Here is a 23,191-nt window from a genome sequence, read left to right as displayed (position 1 = left end):
TAATTATAAAGCCTTATGTTGACATAATTATTACATTTGTATTCAATAAAATATTTCATGAAAAAAACAGCAATATTATCACTTCTTTTCTTTGCAGTGATCGCTTTCGGACAAGGAATCAAATTTGAAGAAGGCAATTTTAAAAGTCTTTTGGCAAAAGCTAAAAAAGAAAACAAACTTATTTTTATAGATGCTTATGCAGTTTGGTGCGGACCGTGTAAACTGATGGTAAAAAACATATTTCCTCTAAAACCTGTCGGTGATTATTACAATTCAAATTTCATCAATGCAAAAATTGATATGGAGAAAGGTGAAGGCATTGAATTAGCTAAAAAATACAATGTAAGAGCTTTCCCAACTTATCTTTTCATCAATGGTGACGGTGAAGAAGTACACAGAACATTAGGTTACGTTGAAGAAAAAGATTTTATCCAGTTTGCGATGGATGCAGGAGATCCGAACAAAAGACTGACAACTTTAAAACAAAAATTCGAAAAAGGAGAAAATGATCCTGAATTTTTGAAAAACCTTGCAAATCTTACGATTTATAATGATGCAGATTTTGCAGGAAGAGTTTTAGACCGTTATTTCAGCGCAAAAACAACTTTCGATAAAGATGATGTTCAAATGATTCTTTCAGGAACGCAAAGCACCGAAAGTCCTTTGTACAAGATTTTCCAAAATAAAAAAGAAGAAATCATTAAGGTTTTCCCGGCTGAACGTTATGAGATGTTTGATAAAAACGTAAAGCTGAATACAATCATGAAAAAAACGTACAGCGCTGATACGAAAAAATGGGACGATGCTTATTTCTACGCAGAAACTCAGAAGTTTTTGACAAAAGAAGAATCTGAAAAACTATTGAAGAGAGCAAAATCTAACAGAGCTTTAAAAGATAAAGACTTCACAACTTATGAGAAAATGACTCTTGATCTTTACAAAGATTATTCTGCTGCAAGTTCAGAAGAATTGAATTCAATCGCGTGGAATTTCTTTGAAAATGTCAACACAAAATCTTCTCTTGAAACTGCTGTAAAATGGGCTCAGGAATCTGTAAAGAAAAATGAAGAATATGCAAATACAGATACATTAGCAAATCTATACAATAAAATCGGTGACAAGAAAAATGCTAAGCTTTGGGCTGAAAAGTCTATCACACTAGGCAAAGCAGAAGGTCAAGATACTGCAGACACAGAAAAGATATTGAAGAGTTTATAAGCTTTAATTTAAATCATAAAAAAATCCGCTGAAATAAATTTCAGCGGATTTTTCATTTATCGACTAACTGTAAGTTTCGTCAGTTCGAGTAGCGAAGCGTATCGAGAAATTTTTGCATTATTTAATGGAAATTTCTCGATACGGTTTTCTTCAAAAACGTACTCGAAATGACGTAGCATTTGAAATTTTCTGTAAAAATATTTATTTTAATATTGAAACAACACACTTCCCCAGGTAAATCCACTTCCGAAAGCTGAAAGAAGAACCAAATCTCCTCTTTTAACCTTTCCTAGTTCTATTGCTTCACTCAAAGCAATCGGAATAGAAGCTGCAGTCGTATTTCCGTATTTCTGAATGTTGTTGTGAATTTTTTCATCCGGCAAACCAAATTTCTGCTGAACAAACTGAGCAATTCTCAAGTTCGCCTGATGCGGAATAAACATGTCCAAGTCTTCAACCGTTTTTCCAGCTTTATTTAGAGCTTCCATCATTGTTTCAGGAAATCTTGTCACCGCATGTTTGAAAACAAAATTTCCATTCATGATCGGGTAAACTTCTTTGTCGGTTACATTTTCAGGTTCCTTTCTCATTCTGTCACTCCAACCAAATTTTGAACCTGGAAACTGCGTACACAATTCGTCTGCATATTTCCCTTCAGAATGCATATTCATGGCTAAAATATCTCCGGCATTTTCATCTTCAGTTGCAGAAAGCACAATGGCTCCTGCCCCATCTCCGAAAATTACTGAAACTCCTCTTCCTTCATCCGAAAAATCAAGTCCGAAAGAATGAACTTCAGCGCCTACAACCAGAATATTTTTATAAGTACCAGATTTGATAAAAGCATTGGCAACACTCATCGCATAGACAAAACCAGAACACTGATTTCTCACATCCAGTGCACCAATCGTATCACAACCCAACATATCCTGAAGTAAAACGCCACAACCAGGGAAATAATAATCCGGTGATAATGTTGCAAAAACAATATAATCAATATCTTTTGCCGTCAAACCAGCTTGTTGAATTGCTTTTTCTGAAGCTTTGAAACCGAGGTATGCTGTAGTCTCCTGCGCATCATTTCTGTTGGCTCTGTGTCTACGCTCCTTGATGCCCGTTCGCTCTGTAATCCACTCATCATTGGTGGTCATTAATTTTGCTAAATCATCATTGGTGACAACATGATCCGGAACATGAAATCCGATCCCTTTTATTGTACTTTTAATCATATAGTTTGTTTAATTTTGGTAAAGATAAAACTTTATTTTACACATAGGTTTTTTTAAAATTTATAGTATTTTTACTTTATGCCTATCAATACACTTTACAGAGATTCGGGATGCGAATGGATAGACGTAGAAGCACCTACGGACGAAGACATCAAGTACCTTCATGAGAGATATGAGATCAATAATCTCCTTTTGGAAGACACTTTAGATCCCAATCACTTACCCAAATACGAGGAAGACGGAAATGTCAAATTTTTCCTTTTGCGTGAAAGCACTGAGCTCGAGCGCAAAAACCTCAATACCATCAGCGACATCAGTACCAAAATCGGAATTTTCCTTTTAGAAAAAACGATTATTACGGTGCACAGAATGAAGGCTAAAAGTATTACTGAAACCAAAAAAGAGCTCACTTCAAGTAAGGATAAAGTGCACACTCACAAAATTGCATTGATGATCACTTTGGTTATTATGAAAAGTTTTGATGATGAAGCGATCAGCCTTTTTGAAACAATGGACAATATCGAAAATGAAATTTTCCTTAAAAATACCAATCACACCAATCAAATCAGAAGGCTTTATAAACTGAAAAGAAAGTCAGGGTTAAATTCGAGAGTTTTAACGATCTCCAATGATGCAATTGATAAATTCAAATTGTTACAGCTTGAAGATTCTGAAGTAGTCGATTTAAAGGACAAACAGAAAGATGTCGTTGCCGATTTTGATCATTTAAATATTCAGATCACCAACTTAATTTCAATGTTTCTTGCGTTGTCTGATCAGAAAGCGAATCAGGTAATGAAAGTTTTGGCAATTTACTCAGTGTACTTTTTACCAATCACCTTTATTGCCGGTCTGTACGGAATGAACTTCGACAATATGCCCGAACTTCACACAAAACATGGGTATTTTTATACTTTGGGATTAATGGGCATGATTGTGATTTGTACGTTTATTTATGCGAGGAGGAAACAGTGGTAATTCATTTTAAATTATAAAATACCGTTTGTCATTCTGTAAGAATCCCAACAGCGAAAATTTCAAGCATTTAGATTCCTACGGAATGACAAACTGAGTGTAGATTTTTTTTTAATAATTAATCGAAATTCAAAAACAAAAACACCAAACCAAAATCATGAAAACCGAAATCCTTCAAAAAATCCTTGAGGACGACGTACTTTCTCAGGAATCGAAAGAAAAGCTCAACGCTTTGCACGAAAACATTTCGACCAAAGAATTTTCCGACATTCTTGATGCTGAAGGAAATCAGTATATTGAGTTTGTGCAGGAAGGAGGCGGCGTTTGGGGAAGTGCACTGGTCGGATATCTTTATGCTTTAGAAATTTTCGGAATTAGATTTCTGAAAGTTGCAGGAACAAGTGCCGGAGCCATTAACACCATGCTGATTGCTGCATGTAAAACTAAAGAAGAAGCAAAAGCCGGAGTCATTAAGGACATTCTTTTCAACTGGGATTTTTCAGATTTTATGGATGGTAGACCGTATGTGAGAACCACCATCCACGCGATGCTCAACAATAAAAATTTCATTAAAATCAATGTGATTATTATTTCTGTAGTCATGATAATTCTCGTTGCGCTGCCGTTTATCATCTCATCTGAAACAATTGTTAATGCTAAACTTTTATTTTTAGTACCGCTGATTCCTATTATCATTGGCTTTATATGTTTTAAAAAATTTTATAATGATTTCAGAAAAAGCAACAGCGGACTGAATCCCGGAAACGTCTTCCTCAAACAAATGACCGATGTAATGAACGGATTCGGAATTAAAACAGTTGCCGAACTCAACCAGAAATTCATTCAGAAAGAAGAGAAGATGAATCTGAATTACCGTTACGGAAACGGTATGGAGTTTTACACTAATGCACTCAATGGAATTGAAGAAATCAAAATGAATAATCTTGAACACATCGACGAAACCCGCTATCGAATATTCTTTGAGAGTGCCGAAAACAATGATTACTATAAAAATAATCCTTTTTATCAGCTTCAAACAGAATATATTGTCATTGCAACCGACATTAATGCAAAAATAAAAGTCGAACTTCCCACAATGTCGAATCTTTATTGGTCGGAAGAAGAACTGAAACACATCAGTCCGGCTGAATTTGTTCGTGCTTCGATGTCTGTTCCTTTCTTTTTTGAGCCGATGCAAAAGCTCATCAATAAAGACGATGATTCGGTAAAGTACGCCTGGAAATTCTGGATGAACACTCAAAAAGAAGACATTTATCCTGTCGGGATTTTCATTGATGGCGGTACACTTTCCAATTTCCCGATTGATCTTTTTCACATGAATGATATTTTTTATCCGAGACTTCCTTTGTTTGGTGTACAACTTACAAGCGATTCTGAAATTTTAGGTGAAAAAGGAAAAACGAGCGAACAAATTCTGAAAACTCCTCTCTCCTATGCCGTAAATATCATCGGAACTTTAAAAGGTTTCAACGATAAAACATTTCTGACCAAATACTCTTTTTACAATCTTTACAGCATCAAAACCGTGAATTGCGGAACGAGCAGCTGGCTTAATTTCTTTATGAAAAGAGATGAAAAAGAACAGCTCTTTAACGCCGGATTTTCTGCAGCTTTAGATTTCCTCAATCAATTTGACTGGGCACAATATAAATGCGAAAGAATGATGGTTGCCATGAAAGAGAAAAAGATTTTGAAGGAGGAGGATACGAAGACGGTGGGGTGAGTTTGGGTTGGAGAGTTATAGAGTTGGAGCGTGTTGGCGTTATAAAGTTTTCGATGTCGGGATTTGCAATCTTTTCGTATTTAAAAAATTATCATCGTTTAAAAAGGAAAATTTAATCAATGATAGCAAATCTAATACATCATTTAAAAAATGAAAAACCGATGGTTATAAAAAATAAAGTTATAAAATTTTTAACAGAAAAATATTATTTAATACTTCTTTTAATACCTTCATTTATCATTTTTGGATTCATAGATGAAAAAATGTGGGTTACAAAAATGTTAAAAAACCCGAGATATAAAATTGGAGTTGCAACAACAGATTGGCATCAGAAAAACAATAATGGTGTTGGTACTGATTATAAATATTATTTTAAAAAAGTCGAATATTTACATACTACAAGCTATTCATATAAAAAAGGAGATTCATTTTTAATAATTTTTGATTCTCTTAAACCCAAAAACAACAAAGTACTTGGATTTTATAACATTGAAAATTATCTGATTGATTTGAAAGTTCCTGATAATGGCTGGAAATACAATGAAGTTCCATTTAATGTTGATAGCTTAGAGATAAGAAATAAATTGACAGAATAATGTTCATCATTAAACAAAAACAATTTTCCAATACATTAAAATTTAATAATAGATTATTGAGATTCTTCCTTCGTCAGAATAACAAATAACTAATTATATTTTCACAGACATAAATTAACCAACAAAATCATATGACCTCAAAAATAAACCTCAGAGAATCCCTCAACCTACCCAACTCTGAAACAACCTCTCCCGCAGAAATATTTCAAAACCAAACCCTGCGTCCCATTTTAAAATTACAGAACGATCTTTATCTTTCGCTGTTTACAAATTATGCATTACGACAAAAAGCGGATTTTCCTACATTATCATCTTTTAAAAAGCAAAATTTTATAGAACAAAGCCTGCAAAAAGATGCAGTTCTGAAAAACACGTTCATTGGGATGACCATCGGAATGTTTACTTTGGAGGAATTGGAGGTGTATCAATCTGACAGCAAAGTCTTCAATAAAAGAATCATCACAATGCTGATTGAGAGATTGAAGAGTCAGATGAAATAATAAACATATAGTAGTTTTTATTATTTCGCTGTTTCTGTATTCCAATCATGATAAATTATTGTATCTGTTTTGTGAATAGCAAAAATGAGTTCTCCTTTCTTTTTAACAATTGTATCTCCTACATCCATTTGAAGAGCAAACATATTCCACCACCTATTGTGAGTTCTACATATTTTTGGTTTCTGTGTTATCGGGTCATATCCTTTTGCTTTAAACCATACAGAATTGTCGAAAGGCGGAGATGAGATCACGAGATTACATTCTTCATTGGCAAGAATTTGAGCATAATTTTTTCCTTTCTTCCTCTGTATTTCTGCATGATACTAGAAATAGGAAAACTATACAATATTTCATAGAATCAAAAGTCTGAATAATTATCTATCCTCTCCTCCAAATCGGATCAAACTTCAAAATCTCCTCATTCACCACACAGTCTTCCGCATGAGCACCTTTGAGAAAACCGATACTCATCAAAAATTCATTCACAATTTCTCCGCCTGTGAATTTGAAAGTTTTTTTGAAGAGTTTCATCCATTCCTGTAAAGTTTTGGGATGATGATGTTCCAGCCATTTTTCAAAAGATCCGAACTCTTTTTGTAATTCAATAATTGTTTTTGCGTTCTCTATTGCGGCGTTAACTTTCAATTTATTTCTGATAATTCCGGGATCAGCTAATAATCTTTCACGGTCTTCTTCGGTGTAAGCGGCGACTTTTTTAATATTAAAATTGTCATATGCTTTTCTGAAACCTTCTTCTTTTTTCAGGATCGTTTCCCAGCTTAGACCTGCCTGATTGATTTCCATGATCAATCTTCCAAACAACTCATTATCATCATGAATCGGAAAACCGTAATGATTGTCGTGGTATTTTTTGTGCAGCTCTCTTCTGCTTTCTGGCTGCATTCTTTCGATTACTGAACAATAACTCATGAGAATAGATTTTCTGTTTTGGTTAAAAATTTATTTAAAGCTTCTTTCATATCAATTCCGGTCCGGTCAGCGAGGACAATCAGCCACCAGAAATTTTCGCCTAATTTATGCTCCAACTCTTCTGCGGAATTCTTTTTCGACCATGTTTTTTCGTGCGACATGACGTTTCTTCCTACCAATCCTGCGTTGGTAAGATAAGCCAAAGCATCCTGTTCGGCAGTCCACTCTTTACCATTTTGCCGAATTTCCAGTTCGTGATATTTCTCTCTGATTGCCAAAGAGCTTTCTATGATTTTGTCGAGATTATTTTGATCCATTGTTTAATTAATTTTAAAGTGTTGTTTAAATTCGTTGGGAGTCTGTTCCGTTTTCTTTTTAAAAAGTTTACTGAACGACTGCGGATGCTCAAAACCCAACTGATACGCCGTCTCTGAAACCGAAAGCTGATGATCAGACAGATATTCTCTAGCCTTTTCAATCAACCTGTTATGAATATGTTGCTGAGCATTTTCTCCGGTGTGTTGTCGCAACATATCACTGAGATATCTTGGAGTAAGATTTAATTTTGAAGCTATATATTCTACAGTCGGCAAACCTTTGATTCCTTTTTCTTTATCAAAATAATCATTCAGAATGGTTTCCATTTTAGATAAAAGATCATTGTTAACAGATTTTCTGGTAATAAACTGTCTGTTATAAAAACGATTGCTGTACGTTAACAACAATTCGATTTGCGAGATAATCACATCCTGACTAAACTGATCGATCCGCTCATTCAGTTCATTTTGAATCTGGCTAAAAACCTCAGCAACCGTTTTCTTCTCTTTTTCCGAAAGATATAAAGCTTCTGCCGCCGAATAGGAGAAAAATCCGTAATCTTTTATTTTCTTTAAAACAGAATAAGACCTTAGAAAATCCGGATGGATGTGCAGAGACATTCCGCTGTAATCTGCTTCTTCATCACCCATTTTGAGAATCTGTCCGGGAGCTACGAAAGACATTCCTCCTGACTGAAAATCGTAATAGCCTTGTCCGTACCGTATTTTTCCGTTGAATTTTGTTTTAAAGGAAATTTTATAAAAATCCAGCTTGATACCGTGTTCAAAATCTTTAGGATCAAATACAGCTTCCCCATAATTGATAATACTGATCAGCGGATGCAAAGGTGGTGGAATTCCCATCGCGTCATGCAATTCAGATAAAGACTGAAAATATACAGGTGATTTTGCGGTTTTCATAATACAAAGATAAACAGGTTTGTGACAACAGTCAGTCAGGAGGGATTTAAAAGTGAATGGTCAATGGTGAATTTTTTTCGCTTGTCAATTTAATGCAAAACATTTTTAAAAATGACCATTTAGAATTTTTAAAATATAAATTGAGATCTGATATTTTGAATCTGATTTTCAATTCCGTTTTCATTTCTTTCATTATATAGAGTATTTGCATCATTTCCGGCAATATATCTGAACTGATTTTTATCGTCGGTTGCTGCTTTATAGATAATTTCAGCAATATCTTCAGGTTTTGAGTAATTGGCAACCTGTTCCGGACTGTAGCCTTCCTGAACTTTTTGTGCCAGTTTCTGATAAGATGCATGTTGAGAACGATCCAAAGATCGTCCTGCAAAATCAGTCTGAATTCCGCCTGGAGCAACCACTTTTACTTTTATTCCGAACTGTGCCAATTCATAAAACAACGATTCCGAAAACCCATCAACCGCAAATTTTGTTGCACAGTAAACCGAACAGGTAGGAAATCCCATTAATCCGAAAGTCGAAGTAATATTAATAAAAATTCCGTCTTTTTTCTCTCTGAAATAAGCAGTAAAAGCCTTTGATATACGGATAACTCCCATCAAATTGGTTTCAATCTGTTTGCCGATCTGTTCATCAGTAAAACTTTCCAAAGGACCGATTAAACCATAACCGGCATTATTTAAAACAACATCTACGCTTTGATTTTCCACAACATAAGAAATTGTTTCGTCGATTGTTTTTGAATCTGTAACGTCTAGTTTTAATAATTTTATATTTTCTAAAAGATTCAGTTCGGTTTCTTTTTCCGGATTTCTCATCGTTGCAATCACAGTCCAGCCTTTGCTCTGAAATAATTTTGCTGCCGTTTTTCCTAAACCTGAAGATGCTCCTGTAATAAAAATTGTTTTTTGCATTGTAATTTGTTTAATTATTATGAAGCAAAGATCCTGAGATTTTAAGTTTTGAAAGTAGCCAAACCGAGTTTGGTTGTAGTTGTTTTGACGGAAATATATTTGAGAAACATAAGATAAAGATGTATTTTTATCTTTTAGTACATAAATTAATTTATGCAATATTTTCTCTCTCATTGACATTCTTATTTTTTGAGTTGTAAAAGAACTTGATAATTTTAAATTTTAACAAATACTTTCAAAAGTTCAGGCTTTAAAAATTCAAAGAATTTGCTTAAAATAAATGATGAGAAACTTAATGAAATTTATAGCGAAATCAGATCTCCAAATGAGGGTCTAGCTCTGTAATTCAACAAATAATTTAAAATGCTTCGATTACTTTTTTTTATATTCACAATTCTTTCAATAAATATTTTAACATCTCAAACGATTCAGGAGTATGACAAATTTTTAAAAATTGAAAACCTGAAATTCAATAATAATGAAATACGTATTTATAAAAAATATGCTACTTCGACAGGTTTGGAACTTTTCAGATTGTATCAGGATGAAAAAGAAAATTGGAAAGCAGAGTTTTTTGAAACTGTTGCTTCCAAAAATAATAATGATTTTAAGATAAGAACAAGAAAGTCTAAATTAAATTCTTTGAAAAATTTTGAATTGATCTGGGCTCAAATTTTAGATACTGATGTCATAGATCTTCCAAAAATTGAAGAATTTGAATATAAACTAAAAAAGAAAAATAAAGATTATCAAATTGAGGATGGAGAAATCATATCATCTATTTCCAGAACAGCCGTAATGGATGGAACATCATATTCTGTGAAAATAAAAAATGCATTACAAGAAAATGAATTTGAATATCATAACCCTGAATCTTATTTGAAAATCTATCCGGACGTTGATGAATTGCTTTCTTTTCAGGAATTATTGGATCTGCTTCGTAAAGATTTTAAAATTTTTCTAAAAAATTAATTTGCAGATAGATCTACCCTTCATATTTTATGATCTCGTGAAAAGTCTTTTTATAACTTTCGCCCCAGCTTTTCATGGCATATAAAACTTCAAGAATGCTTTCGCCTCCGCTTGTTAAAGAATACTCAACTTTCGGAGGTAAAACATTGTGGATTTTCTTGGTGACAATTCCGTGAAATTCCAGTTCGGATAATTGTTGATTTAATACTCTCGCTGAAGCCTGAGGAATAGATTTATGCAATTCTGAAGGTCTTTTGATTCCTTTATTGATATTGGCTAAAAGGTTGGATTTCCATTTTCCGCCAATCACTTCAATGGCGATATTCAGACCGCAGCTCAGATCTTTGGGTATCTTTTTTTCGTACATTTTCAATCATTTAGAATACAAATATAGCAGTAAATCCATTTAATTCCATACTGCGAAAATTATCAGTATAGGACAATTTTAACCTTGATTGTAATTGATCTGATAAAACTTAATCTTTACATTCTAAATTTATAATGATGAATACAACTTTCAACACCTTAACAAAATCACTTGTCTTTTTTGTAATTCTTGATTTCTTTATGTTTTTTGTACTTGAAGTAATCTTTTGGATGCAGCCTTTTGTTTATAACATTTTGCTTGAGATGTTTAATAATCCGCCCAAAACTTTAGACTTTTCCATGCATGCTTTAGTTCTGAAAAAACTCTTTATCAATCAGGGATTTTATAATCTTTTCTTTGCTTTTGGAGGTCTTGCAGGACTGTATTATTTAAATAAAAATAAAGCAGTCGGCTATGCTTTGACCGCATTGGTTTGTTTCTCCGCAGTTGGAGCAGGAATTGTTCTCGCCATCACTTCAAAGGCTTATATTCTGGCATTTTTTCAGGCTGTTCCGGCAGCAATTGCTCTCGCGAAAGTTTATCCTTTATTTAAAAATGAATTGAATCAGTTGAATTAACTAATGAACGATTTGGGATCATTCCAGTCAGAACCATTTTTAGTTTTCGCAAATCACGATCGGATGATGAGAACCTATTCAGAGGGAAGCAAAAATGATCTCATACTTGCTTGCCTCTGTTTAGAGGGAAGCTTTCTGAACTTCAGACGATGCAAACTACTTCAAGGGCAAGAATTCTGAGATTCAGACGAAGCAAACCAATTCAGGGAGAAGCTTTCTGAACTTCAGACGAGATGAACCTTTAGAGGGGCAGCAAATCTGAACTTCAGACGGCGTGATTTTTTATCAATTCAATAAAAAACCTCTGAAAAATTTCAGAGGTTTATATTTTTTAGTGTACTCCACTCAAATCTATTTTTTCTTTGCTCTTCCGCTCTTTGATAAAAAGAATAAACGGAATACATATCAGAAATGCGATTCCCAGATATAGGAAAACATCCATATAAGACAAAACGGTTGCCTGTTTGGTGACCGAAAGATCCAGAACTTTGTATGCGGCATTCATTGCTGCATCGGGAGTCATTCCTTTTGCTATGAAACTGGCTTTCAGTCCGGCCAATCTTTGTTGGACATCCAAACTATCTGCGTCTAAGTGCGAAATCAAATTCACCCTATACTTCTGACTTGCATTGGCAATAAATGTCGTAATTGCTGCAATCCCGAAAGAACCTCCAAGCTGTCTCATCATTCCTGTAAATGCTGCACCCTGACCAATCTCCTGACCTTTTAATGTACTTAATGACAAGGAAGTAATCGGAATAAATAATAATCCTAATCCCATTCCTCTCACGATAAGCATCCAGAAGAATGCATCTTTACTCGTATCAGGAGTCAAAATTTTGTAACCCCAGAAACTGTAAACAAAGAAGATAAATAGTCCTAATGAAACCAAAATCTGTTGTTTAGCACCCTTGGAAAGCAATCTTCCGATAATCGGCATCATGAAAGCGGTCGTCAACGCTGCCGGAATCATCAAAGCTCCTGACTGAAGTGCCGTCCAACCCAAAATACTCTGCGTATACAACGGAACAATAAACGTGGAACCATACAAACCGAATCCTAAAACAAAGGACATGACCGTACCAATTCTTAAATTACTGTTTTTCAAAACGCGAAGTTCGACAATAGGATATTTGAAGGTAAGCTCTCGCCAAAGGAATAAGATAAATCCTAAAACTGCAGATACCGTCAAAACTACAATCCATCCACTTGCAAACCAATCTTCTTCATGACCTCTTTCCAGAATATACTGTAATGATCCAACAGTAACTGCCAGTAATGCAATACCAAGCCAATCGACATCTGAAGCTTTACGCTTTTCAGCAAATTTCGGACTTTTTACAAACTGCAACGTCATCAAAGTCGCCGCTATTCCGATCGGAATATTGATATAGAAAATATATGGCCAGCTAAAATTATCAACAATATAACCTCCCAATGGCGGACCTAAAGTAGGACCAATAATTACTCCCAAACCGTAAATCGCCTGAGCCATACTTCGTTTTTCAACAGGATAAGATTCTGTAATAATGGTTTGTGAGGTTACGAGCAGTGCTCCACCTCCAATTCCCTGACAAAGTCTAAAGAAAACCAACTCCCAGATATTGTCTGCATTTCCGCAGAGAAATGAGAAAATGGTAAATATTACGATGGATGCGGCAAAGTAATTTCGTCTTCCAAACTGCTGAGAAAGCCAACTCGTCATTGGTACAACGATCACGTTACCAATTGCATAAGCCGTGATCACCCAACCCACTTCGGAAAGTGTGGCTCCCAAGTTACCTTTCATCTCGTTCAGGGCAACGTTCACAATCGTGGAATCCACAATTTCAAGCAGAGCACAAAGAATAGCCGTGATCGTAATGATCACTCTTCGGGCTCCATATTCTACTAATGAATCTTGCATAGTTTTTTACATTGTAAAAAAGTGAATTGTCAATAGTCAACCAACATCGTCGTCAATTTTACTACTTCATTTCCAAATTAACATCAATCATACTGCATTTTCAATTAATCATTGACTGCTTCAGCAAAATTGACAATTCACTATTTCAATATTATTTTAAAGAAACTTCTGCTTTCACATTCATTCCTGTTCTTAATCTTTTTGCAATGTTTGGATCCAGTTTCACAAAATCGATTTTAATAGGAAGTCTTTGTACAACTTTTACGAAGTTTCCGCTTGCGTTATCCGGAGGCAAAATTGAGAATGTAGAACCTGTAGCCGGAGAGAATGAGCTTACCACTCCTTCAAAATCAGTATCAGGAAAAGCATCGATCTCGATTTTCACTTTCTGTCCTTCAACCATTTTAGCAACCTGCGTTTCTTTAAAGTTGGCAATTACCCATTTCTGATCGTTTTTAACCAAGCTGAAAAGTTGAGAACCTGCCTGCAAAAACTGACCTGCCTGAATCGGAACTTTTCCTACGAAACCATCTTCTGGAGCAACAATCACAGTGTAAGAAAGATTTAATCTAGCACTTTCCACATCCACTTCTCTTTGTTTAGCCACAGAACCTGCAACAGAAATCTGTTGAGAACTCGCTTCAGTTTGAGAAGAAGCAATACCTGTTTGTTGTGCAATCTGGTTTCTTGTATCAACCAAAACCTGTAATTGCTTATCTGCAGACTGTTTTGCTGCCAAAGCCTGCTCGTATTGTTGTTCTGTGATCGAATGATCTTTTACAAGAATTGAATATCTTTTTAAATCCTGAGAAGTTTTCCAGACATTTACTTTTGCTGCTTCGATCTGCGCATTTGCAGTTGCTACAGCCGCTTGCGAACTGTTAATATTTTTTGAAGTCGCATTGGTAGAAGATTGTGCAGAAGAAATATTGCTTTTTGCAGTTGATAACGCTGCCTGAGCCTGTTCCAAAGCCATTTTCTGATCTTTATTATCTAAAATAACCAAAGTATCGCCTTTTTTTACAAACTGGTTATCTTTTACTTTCACTTCTGCAACGTAACCTGAGATTTTAGAAATTACAGGGTTTAAGTTTGAAGCGATTTGCGCATCATCTGTTTCTTCGTGAATCTGCCCGTAAGTATATGTTCTGTAACCGTAAATTCCTCCTACTACGATGATAACGGCTAAAATAATAGGGAAAACTAAACTTTTTTTCTTTTTAGGTTCAGTTGCTTGAGTATTGTTATTTTCCATTTGGATATTATTCTGTTTTTATTTGATTGTTAAAGTTCCTGTAGTTTGTAAAAGTTTTCTGTAAGCCAATGCTGCATCAGCTTTAGCGTTGATCACTCCAACGTTTGCAGAAATCTGAGCTGCATCTGCATCCAACAATTCTGTCATTGTTGCAAGACCGTTATCATATTTATTTTTGGTAATTCTGTAATTTTCATTAGCCTGAACAGCCGCTTTTTCGAAAACTGCGATTCTCTTTTTAGAATAATCGGTGTTTTGAAATTCTCTATTGACGTCTAATTTAATATTGTCATTCAACAATTCATTGGTTGCCGACAATTGCATCTCTCTAGCTTTTGATTGCTTCAATGCAGAATTTTCCTTCCAGAGATTTGATAAATTGTAAGAAACTCCTACTCCAACATTTACTGCATTATAAATCGTTAAAAATTTCGGAATATCTGCTGCAACATAACCACTTGTAAACGCTATTGAAGGAAGATTTTCTGCTTTTGCCGATTTCGTTCCCAATTCTGCTGCTTTTCTCTGTTGGTCTAAAGCCTGCAAATCCTTACGGTTTTCTCTTGCTTCATTTAAATAAAAATCAACAGGTTTCACGTCATCCGCTTCATCAATATATTGCTGATCCACTTCAATTTCGGTAGCTTCGGGAAGTCCTAAAAGCAAATCCATATTGATGTTGGCAATGTTGTAATTGTTTTTTGCTTCCAACAATTGCAATTCGATATTTGAAGTCTGAAGATTTGCCTTTAAACGGTCGTTTCTTGCAATGACTCCGTTGTTTTCTAGCTTAAGAAAAGTTTCGTCTCTTTTTTGAGACGCACTTAAATTTTCTTCTAAAACTTTAATTGATTGATTGGCTTTAAATAAATTATTATAAGCCTGTGCAACATTATAAGCAATAGCAACTTTGTCGTTTTCAGTGCTTAATTTTGATGCTTCCACCAAATATTTTGCCGACTGAATTCCGTATTTGATTCTTCCTCCGCTGTAAATCGGAACACTTAAATTCGCTGATCCGTAAGCAACCTGATGAACTGAAGGTCCTCCAGCAGATGCAACTCCCGGAATTTTGAGATCAATCGTCGGTTTGATCGGAAGGTAAAGATAACTTCCTGAAATAGAAAGATCGGGAAGCTGTCTGTTCTTTGCTGCCAAAAGATCTGCCGTAGCTTCTTCTATTTTTGCAGCATCAATTTTTAAACTTTTGCTGTTCTGGATTCCCAACTGTACGGCTTCATCGAGGCTAAGCTGTTTTTTTTCCTGAGCATTTGCGTTTGCGATTCCTATGAACAAGGAAAGAGCAATAACTGAGTTATTTATTCTCTTCATAACCTAAAAGGTCTTTTAAAATGTATTTAATATGTTTATTAAGTTCTGTATAATATTTCTCCTCAAAAACTTCTTCGTCTTCTGTATTATTCAGGAATTCTTTGTACATCTCTTTTGCATTGGATGCGTAGAATAATGTTCCGCTCACTGTAGAATGCAACAAATAGATCGGTGGATTTTTAGTAAAAATTCCTTTCTGAAGACCACTTTCAAGAATTTTTGAATACATAGAGATAAAACTAAGTTTTGTCTGCTTAAGAAATTCTACAATCTGAGGATTTTCTGTGTGAAGCTGCTCTCTCTGCATGATTCTGTAAAAACATTTGTGATGCCTTACTCTACCCGAAAACTGATCTACAATCTTCTCTATTTTTTCCCATTCGTTGATGTCAGTTCTTTCTAAAATATCTTTTGAGAAGAACTGACTTTCATTCATTCTAAACTCAACTAATTTCTCATACAACTTTTCTTTTGAGCCGAAATAATAAGAAATCATTGAAATATTTACGTTTGCCGCTTTGGAAATTTCTCTTGTTGAGGTTCCCTGAAACCCGTGTTCAGCAAAAAGCTTTTCAGCGGCAAATAATATATTTTCTTCTTTTGAAATCATTATGTTTTCATTTTTGAAGGCACAAAGATACACAAGATTTTCATAAAATCAAACGATTGATTGATTTTTAATTAAAATTTAATATTGGTTAATTTATTTTCTGAAAAATTTACATTTTGAAAATAAAAAAGACTCAAATAAAATCTGAGTCTTTGGAAAATTATTTTATTAATTATTTTTATGAATATACCTCGAAAGCTTGATTCCGAGATCAGTCCAGACAATTTTGGGATTTCCGTTTCTAGTTAAATGAAGATCTGCTGCGTTGATTTCTTCTAAAATACTGATGATATTTGCGCCACTGATAAATTTAGAAAAACCAGCCCAGTTGAAGCCGTTTGCATCAATTTTTTTATAAACCAATTCTTCCGACTGATAATTCTGTAGCAAAGCTAATCTGAAAATTTCTGAAGCATAATTGAGAAAATTTTTCTGTTTTTCTCTGTTCCAACCTGCGATTTCTTTTGCCCAGATAATGATATTTTTTAGAAATTCAGGTTTCTTTTTTACCTGAAATGCATCACGAACCCATTGTACAAAAAGTCTTTCAAATTCCGGGTTTTTGATCTCAGCATTCAGAAGTTTTATCGCTTCATTCAAATTTCCTTGTGCTTCGTGAGCAACAGCTTTTGCCTGATCGTCAGAAGCTGACAATTGATTTTTAAGATGATTCATTAGATCTACATCCGCAATTCTGGGAACTTCAATAATCTGAGTTCTTGAAATAATAGTTGGAAGAATATCATCCGTGCTTTCTGCCGTTAAAAGAATAATAGTTTTTGCAGGTGGCTCTTCAAGAAACTTTAGAAATTTGTTTGAAGCCGCAACGTTCATTTTATCTGCTCGCCAAACGATGAGAATTTTGGTTCCGCCTTCAAAACTTTTCAAAGCAAATTTCTGATTCTGATCATCAATTTCATCTGCCGAAATAAAAAGCTGCTTATTTTCAGAATCTAAAAAAGCTGTCCAATCGTCATAACTTGCATACGGCGACTCCAACATCATCTCCCGAAACTGCTCGAATTTATTTTTACTTAAAGAATTTTTGTTATCGGTAAATACAGGAAAACTGAAATGTAAATCCAGGTGATTCAGGTGTTCCACTTTTGACGCGGCGTGTTCGTTTTCACGTTTCAGGATTTCTCTTGCATATGCTAAAACCAATGGCATCGTTCCGTACCCTTCTTTTCCGATGAAAAGCTGAGCGTGGCTTACTCTGTTTTCGGCAATGCTGTCCTGAAGAAGTTTTTTAAGATTTTCCTGTCCGGCGATGTTTTCCCAATTCATGTTTCAAAGATAAAAGAATTTTACGGAAAAGGGAATTGGTCAATTGTGAATTTTGCGGAGCAATTGAACTGTGAATTTCTTAAAGACGGTAAAAAAATTGACAGCGAAGCGGATTCAGTACTGACAATTCACTATAAAATCCCCTTAACAAACTTTAACCTCGGTAAATTTTTACAATTCATTAATATTTAAGATATTTGCGCATTATTTTAAAAATCTAGAATGAAAAAAATTTTTGTACTATCATTCATTTCTGTTGGGTACTTCCTTAACGCGCAAAGTTTGAGCAATTCACCTTATGCGACTTATGGAATTGGTGATGTTAAATATGATAATACGATTGAAACTTCCTCAATGGGAGGTATCTCAACTGCTTATATCAGTGACTTTACAAGTAACTTTAATTTCGGAAACCCTGCGAACAACAGCAATTTCGAACTGACGAGCATCAAACTAGAAGCTACAAACGAGAATAATTACTTTAAAACTGATTATAACAATACAAAGTCTACAAAACATTCTACGTATTTATCTAATATCTCATTGGCTTTTCCGATTTCTTCGAAAATAAAAATGGGACTTTTGTATCAACCTTACAGCTCTAAAAGCTATGATATTGTGAATACAAAAACAATGGACGACGGAACTGTTTACGGTAACCGTTTTACAGGTAGCGGAACTTTGAACACTGCACAAGCTGCAATATCATACAAAGTAAATTCTCAATTTGCAGTTGGTGCACGCGCCAATTACTATTTTGGAAATTTATATGACACCAATGAATTTACTACTTCTAATGCTGAGTTGATCAACGGATATGAAACTAAAAACAGTATCAGAAATTTTAATTTCACTTTAGGAACAAGCTACCAAAACCTAAATACAAGTACTGACCGCAAACTTACTTTAGGTGCGACAGCTACTTTTGGGAACACCAGTAATATGTCTACAGAATATCTGAACAGTACCTATTACTATACTGATGGTGATGTAAAAGCAGGACAAACTACTATTGAAACCAAAAATAAGAGTTCTAAAAACTTACTTCCGCTCCAGGCTTCTTTAGGAGTTGGTTATGGAAGCGAGAATCAATGGTTTTTATCTGCTCAGTTAGATTACAAAAAAGGAGAAACAGTAACTTATTTCGGAGATACATTTGATTTTAATGATTCTTACAGAGTTTCTGCCGGTGGTTGGTATCTGCCAAATTACAATAACTTCAGAAGCTATTTTTCAAGAGTCGTTTACCGTTATGGTGCATTCTATGAGAAAGGAAATCTGAAAATTGCAGGAACCGACATTAACAAATTCGGAATTTCTGCAGGAGTTATGCTTCCTTTCAAAACCAGCAGTATCACAAGAATGAGCGGTCTTGAAATCGGTGTAGAATTAGGAAAAAGAGGAACTCTGAAAAACAACCTGATCAATCAGAATTTCGTTAATTTAAAAGTAGGATTCAATTTTGCTGATAAGTGGTTTAGAAAATCACTTTACAACTAATCATGAATTTGATTTCAAACATATCATATAAAAATATAGCATACCTTTTTAGTTGTGCTATATTTTTTGTGTTCACATCCTGTGAAGAAGATTTGACCAAGCAAGATAAAAATCAGAATAAAAATTTTCCTTCGCAGATCATCAAAAATGCTAAAATCATCCAGAGAGATTCAGGATTTGTGTCTTTGAGAGCGTCTGCTCCTATCATCGAAAAATACGAATTGATAGACAGTCCTTATACTGTAGCAAGAAAGGGTATGAAAATCGAATTTTTTGATAAGAAAAAACCTAAAAATCCCGGAAACATTACTGCAAAGTATGCTAAAATATATGACTATAAGCAGTTTTTTGAAGCCCGTGGAAATGTAAAAATTTTAACAAGCGACGGACAGCGATTTGCTACACAAAGTGTTTTCTGGGATCAGAGAAAAAAGAGAATCTATACGAGAGATACTGTTTATGCCACAATGGAAGACGGTTCTACTCTAGTTCATGCCAATGGAATGACGGCAAAAGACGACTTTTCTGAATATACCTTCTACAATAATTCCGGTGATCTTGACATCAGCAAGACCAAAATTGCAGAATCTAAAAGATAAATTTTAAAAATGACGACTTTTCAGGCAATAGGATTGATGTCAGGAACAAGCTTAGACGGTTTGGATATCTGTTTTGCAAGGTTTGAAAAGCAAAATTCAGTCTGGGAATTTCAGATTTTAAAGGCTGAAACGATATCTTATTCAAAAGATCTTGAAGATCAACTGAGAAATTCTATCCATTTATCTGCTGAAAAACTTTTGGAACTTCATTCAGAATACGGCTTTTACTTAGGAAAAGAGGTTAAAAATTTTATTTTAAAAAATAAAATTGAAAATATTGACATCATTTCGTCACACGGACATACCGTTTTTCATCAGCCTCAAAAAAAATTCACCTTACAAATCGGTGACGGAAGAGCCATTAAAATCGAAACTGGTTTACCCGTCGTCTATGATTTTCGTTCTCAAGACGTTTTACTGGGCGGAAACGGAGCTCCCTTAGTTCCGATAGGAGATGAGCTTCTGTTTTCAGAATATGATGCCTGTCTGAATCTGGGAGGATTCTCAAATATTTCATTAAAATTAAATGACAAAAGAATCGCTTTTGATATTGCTCCTGTCAATATTGTTTTAAATAAACTTGCTGAAAATTTTGGTAAGAATTTCGACGAAAACGGAGATTTAGCAAGAGAAGGAAAAATAAATACAGAAGTACTCATTAAACTTAATTCAATCGAATTTTACGGTCAATCTCACCCAAAATCACTGGGAATTGAATGGTGTAATGAAAATATATTTCCTTTATTCACTGATCTAGATCCTAAAGATCTTATAGCAACATTTACAGAACATTCTGCACAACAGATTTCAAAAGTTTTCAATCAATATCGATTGAAAAAAGTTCTTTTAACCGGAGGCGGAACTTACAATTCTTATTTAATTGAAAAAATTAAAGAAAAAACAAATTCACAAATTATTATTCCTGAAAGAGAAATAATTGATTTCAAAGAAGCTATGATATTTGCTTTTATGGGAGTTTTGAAGATTAATAATGAAATCAATGTGCTTTCTTCTGCAACGGGAAGCAGTCATGACCACTGCTCCGGAATTATCGCATAAAAAAACCTTCATTTCTGAAGGTCTGATCTTATTTATAAGCTTCAATCTTATCTGTCAAAGTATTAATGAAATTCTGAAGCGGCTTTTCGACCATCATTTTGATGAAAGGATTAAATTTCCCTTCAAAAATCATCTGAACTTCGGTCTGATTTTCACTAAGAGGCTTTAAAGTTGCTGTAAGAGCGAAGTCTAAACTTGAACTTGCAGACTTTAAAACTGCCTTTTCTTCGGTCACTTCATCAATCTTCAAAGCGATTTCGGGCATACCCTGAAGTCCGAATTTGAACCCATCTTCTCTGCTTTCAAACTTCTGAAGACCGTCTGGCATAAAATCTTTGTAATTTTCCGGTGTTTTCAGCAACTCAGATAACTCTTTAGATGATTTATTGACAACAATTTTTCGTCCTTCTAAATTCATTTTTTTATTTTTGTATTTAAATTCCTACAAATGTATAAAGTTTTTGTGAACGAAAAAAAATTATTACTCTCTAAGCAGTCCGAAGACTTAGAAAAAACTCTGAAATATGAAAGTTTCACAACTTTAGAGATTGCGCTTGATCTCCTGCAAAATACATCGGTAAAAGAACTGAATGTTTTTGGAGAGCAGATTGACGAAATTTGGGAAGAATTTAAAAAACTTTTCAGAATCATTGAAGCAGCAGGCGGTATTGTCAACCGACCAAATGGGGACATCCTTTTCATTAAAAGATTAGGAAAATGGGATTTGCCAAAAGGTAAAATGGAAAAAGGCGAATCGCGTGAAGAATCTGCCGTTCGAGAAATTGAGGAAGAAACTAATTTACAAAATGTAGAACTTTTAGATTTCATCAATACAACCTATCACATTTATATTGAAAGGAATGGCGACAAAGTTCTAAAATACACGCATTGGTTTGAGATGAACTTCGAGGGTGAAGATACTTCAAAACCACAATTGGAAGAAGGTATTACTGAAGTCGCATGGAAAAACACCTCACAGATAGAAAGTGAAGTTTTTCCAAGTACATTTAAAAATATTCAATTGATTATCAAAGAATTCTGGGAAACGAAAGCTAAATAAAATCAATCGCTTTTTCTAAAGAAATTCCTCGTGAAGCTTTTAACAAAACATTTTCTGACTGAATTTTGTTTGAACGGAGGTATTCAATCAACTCGGCTGTATTTTCAAAAGATTTTGAGGAATCATCCACTGCTTTAAAATGTTTTCCTACAGTAATAATTTCGTTAAAACCTAAATCGTGAGCTGTTTTTAAGATGTTTATATGCTCGACTACACTTTCTTCACCCAACTCAAGCATATCGCCAATAACAATGGTTTTTGTGCCTTCAAAAGTGATGAAATTATGCAGTGAAGCAGTCATTGAACTTGGGTTTGCGTTGTAAGTATCTAAAACCAAAGTTTTATTGTCTTTTTTAACAATTTGGGAACGCATATTGGTCGGCGTATAATTTTCAATTGCTTCTTTAATTTGATCAATTGGCACACCAAAATGTAGTCCGAAACTTGCTGCTGCGCAAAGATTAGTGAAATTATAATCACCCGTAAGTTGTGACAATGCTTTTACATCTTGGAAATCTAAACCAACAAAATGCACATCTGAAAAAATCTGGAAAAAATAATCTGAAGTTATTTTTCCAAAAGTTATTTTTGAATGATAATCAGACGTTTTTTCAGCCTGAATATGATCATTTTCGTTGACCAAAATGGTTTGCTGATTACTTTTAAGATAATCGTACAATTCTGATTTCCCTTTTATTACTCCTTCAAATCCTCCAAAACCTTCTAAGTGTGCCTTTCCGAAATTGGTAATGTACCCAAAATTAGGTTTTGCTAAAGAACACAGAAGCTCAATTTCCTTTTGATGATTGGCTCCCATTTCGATTACAGCCATTTCATGTTCAGGTTTTATTGATAAAATGGTAAACGGAACTCCGATATGATTATTTAAATTCCCGTAAGTATATTGTACATTGAATTTTTGTGAAAGGACCGCATGAATCAACTCTTTTGTTGTTGTTTTACCATTACTCCCAGTAAGTCCAATTATAGGAATTTGCAAGTGGTTTCTGTGATGTACAGCAAGATTCTGCAGAAACTCTAAAGCTGATGGAACATAGAATATATTTTGATCTTTATCTTCAAAATTTTCATCTTCAACAATTACTGCCAAAGCTCCGTCTTCAATTGCTTTTTCAGCTAAAGATGCTGCATTGAAATTGTCACCTGAAAAAGCAAAGAAAATATCATTCGTATTGATTTTTCTACTATCGATGGTTACTTTTTCTGCTTTTAAAAATAAAGGATAAAACTGTTCTACATTCATGCATCAAAAATAAAAAAACCTCCCGAAAAATCGGAAG

At 34.4% G+C, this 23,191-nt stretch carries 25 protein-coding genes; 11 read left to right on the top strand and 14 right to left on the bottom strand.

Features of this window, described 5'->3' with window-relative positions; all coding sequences use genetic code 11:
• The first annotated feature begins 57 nt into the window (after positions 1-57).
• Entirely contained in the window at positions 58-1,218 is a 1,161-nt protein-coding gene (locus NZ698_RS00990; RefSeq protein WP_263000990.1) for a thioredoxin family protein, read from the top strand.
• A gap of 206 nt (positions 1,219-1,424) precedes the next feature.
• On the opposite strand, the gene NZ698_RS00985 is transcribed toward NZ698_RS00990, so the two are convergent.
• Positions 1,425-2,447 (bottom strand): 3-oxoacyl-ACP synthase III family protein, encoded by a 1,023-nt coding sequence (locus NZ698_RS00985; protein ID WP_263000987.1) that lies wholly within the window; start codon positions 2,445-2,447, stop codon positions 1,425-1,427.
• A 78-nt stretch (positions 2,448-2,525) separates the two neighbouring features.
• Between NZ698_RS00985 and NZ698_RS00980 the strand changes: the two genes are divergently transcribed.
• The 4 genes from NZ698_RS00980 (at position 2,526) to NZ698_RS00965 (ending at position 6,262) form a co-directional block, all read left to right on the top strand.
• The gene (locus NZ698_RS00980) at positions 2,526-3,425 is read left to right on the top strand and encodes a magnesium transporter CorA family protein (protein WP_263000985.1); all 900 of its coding nucleotides are present in this window, start codon (positions 2,526-2,528) and stop codon (positions 3,423-3,425) included.
• A 154-nt stretch (positions 3,426-3,579) separates the two neighbouring features.
• Complete coding sequence (locus tag NZ698_RS00975) at positions 3,580-5,166, top strand: patatin-like phospholipase family protein (protein ID WP_263000983.1); 1,587 nt, start codon at positions 3,580-3,582, stop codon at positions 5,164-5,166.
• Positions 5,167-5,285: 119 nt separating this feature from the next.
• Complete coding sequence (locus tag NZ698_RS00970; protein ID WP_263000981.1) at positions 5,286-5,762, top strand: hypothetical protein; 477 nt, start codon at positions 5,286-5,288, stop codon at positions 5,760-5,762.
• Positions 5,763-5,893: 131 nt separating this feature from the next.
• The gene (locus tag NZ698_RS00965; RefSeq protein ID WP_263000979.1) at positions 5,894-6,262 is read left to right on the top strand and encodes a glyoxalase; all 369 of its coding nucleotides are present in this window, start codon (positions 5,894-5,896) and stop codon (positions 6,260-6,262) included.
• 20 nt (positions 6,263-6,282) lie between these two features.
• Here NZ698_RS00965 and NZ698_RS00960 read toward each other — a convergent pair whose 3' ends face one another.
• The 5 genes from NZ698_RS00960 to NZ698_RS00940 all read right to left on the bottom strand — a co-directional run bounded on the left by NZ698_RS00960 (position 6,283) and on the right by NZ698_RS00940 (position 9,365).
• On the bottom strand, positions 6,283-6,513 hold the full coding sequence (locus NZ698_RS00960) for a hypothetical protein (protein ID WP_263000977.1): 231 nt from the start codon (positions 6,511-6,513) through the stop codon (positions 6,283-6,285).
• A gap of 127 nt (positions 6,514-6,640) precedes the next feature.
• A complete protein-coding gene (locus NZ698_RS00955) occupies positions 6,641-7,192 on the bottom strand; it encodes a DNA-3-methyladenine glycosylase I (protein WP_263000975.1) in 552 nt (183 codons plus the stop codon).
• Complete coding sequence (locus tag NZ698_RS00950; protein WP_263000973.1) at positions 7,189-7,509, bottom strand: nucleoside triphosphate pyrophosphohydrolase family protein; 321 nt, start codon at positions 7,507-7,509, stop codon at positions 7,189-7,191. The genes NZ698_RS00955 and NZ698_RS00950 overlap by 4 nt, the downstream gene beginning before the upstream one ends.
• A 3-nt stretch (positions 7,510-7,512) precedes the next feature.
• Entirely contained in the window at positions 7,513-8,430 is a 918-nt protein-coding gene (locus NZ698_RS00945; protein ID WP_263000971.1) for a helix-turn-helix domain-containing protein, read from the bottom strand.
• Between the two features lie 128 nt (positions 8,431-8,558).
• Positions 8,559-9,365: an SDR family oxidoreductase gene (locus NZ698_RS00940; RefSeq protein ID WP_263000969.1), complete on the bottom strand. Its 807-nt coding sequence runs from the start codon at positions 9,363-9,365 to the stop codon at positions 8,559-8,561.
• Positions 9,366-9,728: 363 nt separating this feature from the next.
• Between NZ698_RS00940 and NZ698_RS00935 the strand changes: the two genes are divergently transcribed.
• On the top strand, positions 9,729-10,337 hold the full coding sequence (locus tag NZ698_RS00935) for a hypothetical protein (protein WP_263000967.1): 609 nt from the start codon (positions 9,729-9,731) through the stop codon (positions 10,335-10,337).
• Positions 10,338-10,350: 13 nt separating this feature from the next.
• Here NZ698_RS00935 and NZ698_RS00930 read toward each other — a convergent pair whose 3' ends face one another.
• The gene (locus NZ698_RS00930) at positions 10,351-10,704 is read right to left on the bottom strand and encodes a winged helix-turn-helix transcriptional regulator (RefSeq protein ID WP_263000965.1); all 354 of its coding nucleotides are present in this window, start codon (positions 10,702-10,704) and stop codon (positions 10,351-10,353) included.
• A 137-nt stretch (positions 10,705-10,841) separates the two neighbouring features.
• Between NZ698_RS00930 and NZ698_RS00925 the strand changes: the two genes are divergently transcribed.
• Positions 10,842-11,282, top strand: a complete 441-nt coding sequence (locus NZ698_RS00925; protein ID WP_263000963.1) for a DUF1304 family protein — start codon at positions 10,842-10,844, stop codon at positions 11,280-11,282.
• Positions 11,283-11,613: 331 nt separating this feature from the next.
• Here the strand turns inward: NZ698_RS00925 and NZ698_RS00920 are convergent, their stop codons facing one another.
• The 5 genes from NZ698_RS00920 to NZ698_RS00900 all read right to left on the bottom strand — a co-directional run bounded on the left by NZ698_RS00920 (position 11,614) and on the right by NZ698_RS00900 (position 17,672).
• On the bottom strand, positions 11,614-13,188 hold the full coding sequence (locus tag NZ698_RS00920) for a DHA2 family efflux MFS transporter permease subunit (protein WP_263000961.1): 1,575 nt from the start codon (positions 13,186-13,188) through the stop codon (positions 11,614-11,616).
• Between the two features lie 151 nt (positions 13,189-13,339).
• Positions 13,340-14,443, bottom strand: a complete 1,104-nt coding sequence (locus tag NZ698_RS00915; RefSeq protein WP_263000959.1) for an HlyD family secretion protein — start codon at positions 14,441-14,443, stop codon at positions 13,340-13,342.
• A gap of 18 nt (positions 14,444-14,461) precedes the next feature.
• A complete protein-coding gene (locus NZ698_RS00910) occupies positions 14,462-15,775 on the bottom strand; it encodes a TolC family protein (RefSeq protein ID WP_263000957.1) in 1,314 nt (437 codons plus the stop codon).
• Positions 15,759-16,385 carry a TetR/AcrR family transcriptional regulator gene (locus NZ698_RS00905; RefSeq protein WP_263000955.1) on the bottom strand — a complete coding sequence of 209 codons (627 nt, stop codon included), beginning with the start codon at positions 16,383-16,385 and terminating at the stop codon, positions 15,759-15,761. Before NZ698_RS00905 ends, NZ698_RS00910 begins: the two co-directional genes overlap by 17 nt.
• A 168-nt stretch (positions 16,386-16,553) precedes the next feature.
• Positions 16,554-17,672, bottom strand: a complete 1,119-nt coding sequence (locus tag NZ698_RS00900) for a DNA polymerase III subunit (protein WP_263000953.1) — start codon at positions 17,670-17,672, stop codon at positions 16,554-16,556.
• A 222-nt stretch (positions 17,673-17,894) separates the two neighbouring features.
• Here NZ698_RS00900 and bamG point away from each other — a divergent pair, with 222 nt between their 5' ends.
• Genes bamG through NZ698_RS00885 form a run of 3 tightly spaced genes read left to right on the top strand, consistent with a single transcriptional unit; the run spans position 17,895 to position 20,830 of the window.
• Positions 17,895-19,172: a BamG family beta-barrel-assembly machinery protein gene (gene bamG / locus NZ698_RS00895; RefSeq protein WP_263000951.1), complete on the top strand. Its 1,278-nt coding sequence runs from the start codon at positions 17,895-17,897 to the stop codon at positions 19,170-19,172.
• Positions 19,173-19,174: 2 nt separating this feature from the next.
• Positions 19,175-19,771: an LPS export ABC transporter periplasmic protein LptC gene (gene lptC, locus NZ698_RS00890; RefSeq protein ID WP_263000949.1), complete on the top strand. Its 597-nt coding sequence runs from the start codon at positions 19,175-19,177 to the stop codon at positions 19,769-19,771.
• A 9-nt stretch (positions 19,772-19,780) separates the two neighbouring features.
• Positions 19,781-20,830, top strand: coding sequence for an anhydro-N-acetylmuramic acid kinase (locus tag NZ698_RS00885; RefSeq protein ID WP_263000947.1), 1,050 nt, complete (start codon positions 19,781-19,783; stop codon positions 20,828-20,830).
• Positions 20,831-20,858: 28 nt separating this feature from the next.
• Here the strand turns inward: NZ698_RS00885 and NZ698_RS00880 are convergent, their stop codons facing one another.
• Positions 20,859-21,248, bottom strand: a complete 390-nt coding sequence (locus tag NZ698_RS00880) for an SRPBCC family protein (protein ID WP_263000945.1) — start codon at positions 21,246-21,248, stop codon at positions 20,859-20,861.
• Positions 21,249-21,278: 30 nt separating this feature from the next.
• On the opposite strand from NZ698_RS00880, the gene NZ698_RS00875 reads away from it, so the two are divergent.
• Positions 21,279-21,890 carry an NUDIX hydrolase gene (locus NZ698_RS00875; protein WP_263000943.1) on the top strand — a complete coding sequence of 204 codons (612 nt, stop codon included), beginning with the start codon at positions 21,279-21,281 and terminating at the stop codon, positions 21,888-21,890.
• Here NZ698_RS00875 and NZ698_RS00870 read toward each other — a convergent pair.
• On the bottom strand, positions 21,883-23,154 hold the full coding sequence (locus tag NZ698_RS00870) for a UDP-N-acetylmuramoyl-tripeptide--D-alanyl-D-alanine ligase (RefSeq protein WP_263000941.1): 1,272 nt from the start codon (positions 23,152-23,154) through the stop codon (positions 21,883-21,885). The two genes, NZ698_RS00875 and NZ698_RS00870, sit on opposite strands and share 8 nt — an antisense overlap.
• Positions 23,155-23,191 lie beyond the last annotated feature (37 nt).

Source organism: Chryseobacterium edaphi (assembly GCF_025628985.1).
In the GTDB taxonomy this organism is placed as follows: Bacteria; Bacteroidota; Bacteroidia; order Flavobacteriales; family Weeksellaceae; genus Chryseobacterium; species Chryseobacterium edaphi.
This window is presented reverse-complemented; position numbering and strand designations above follow the sequence as displayed.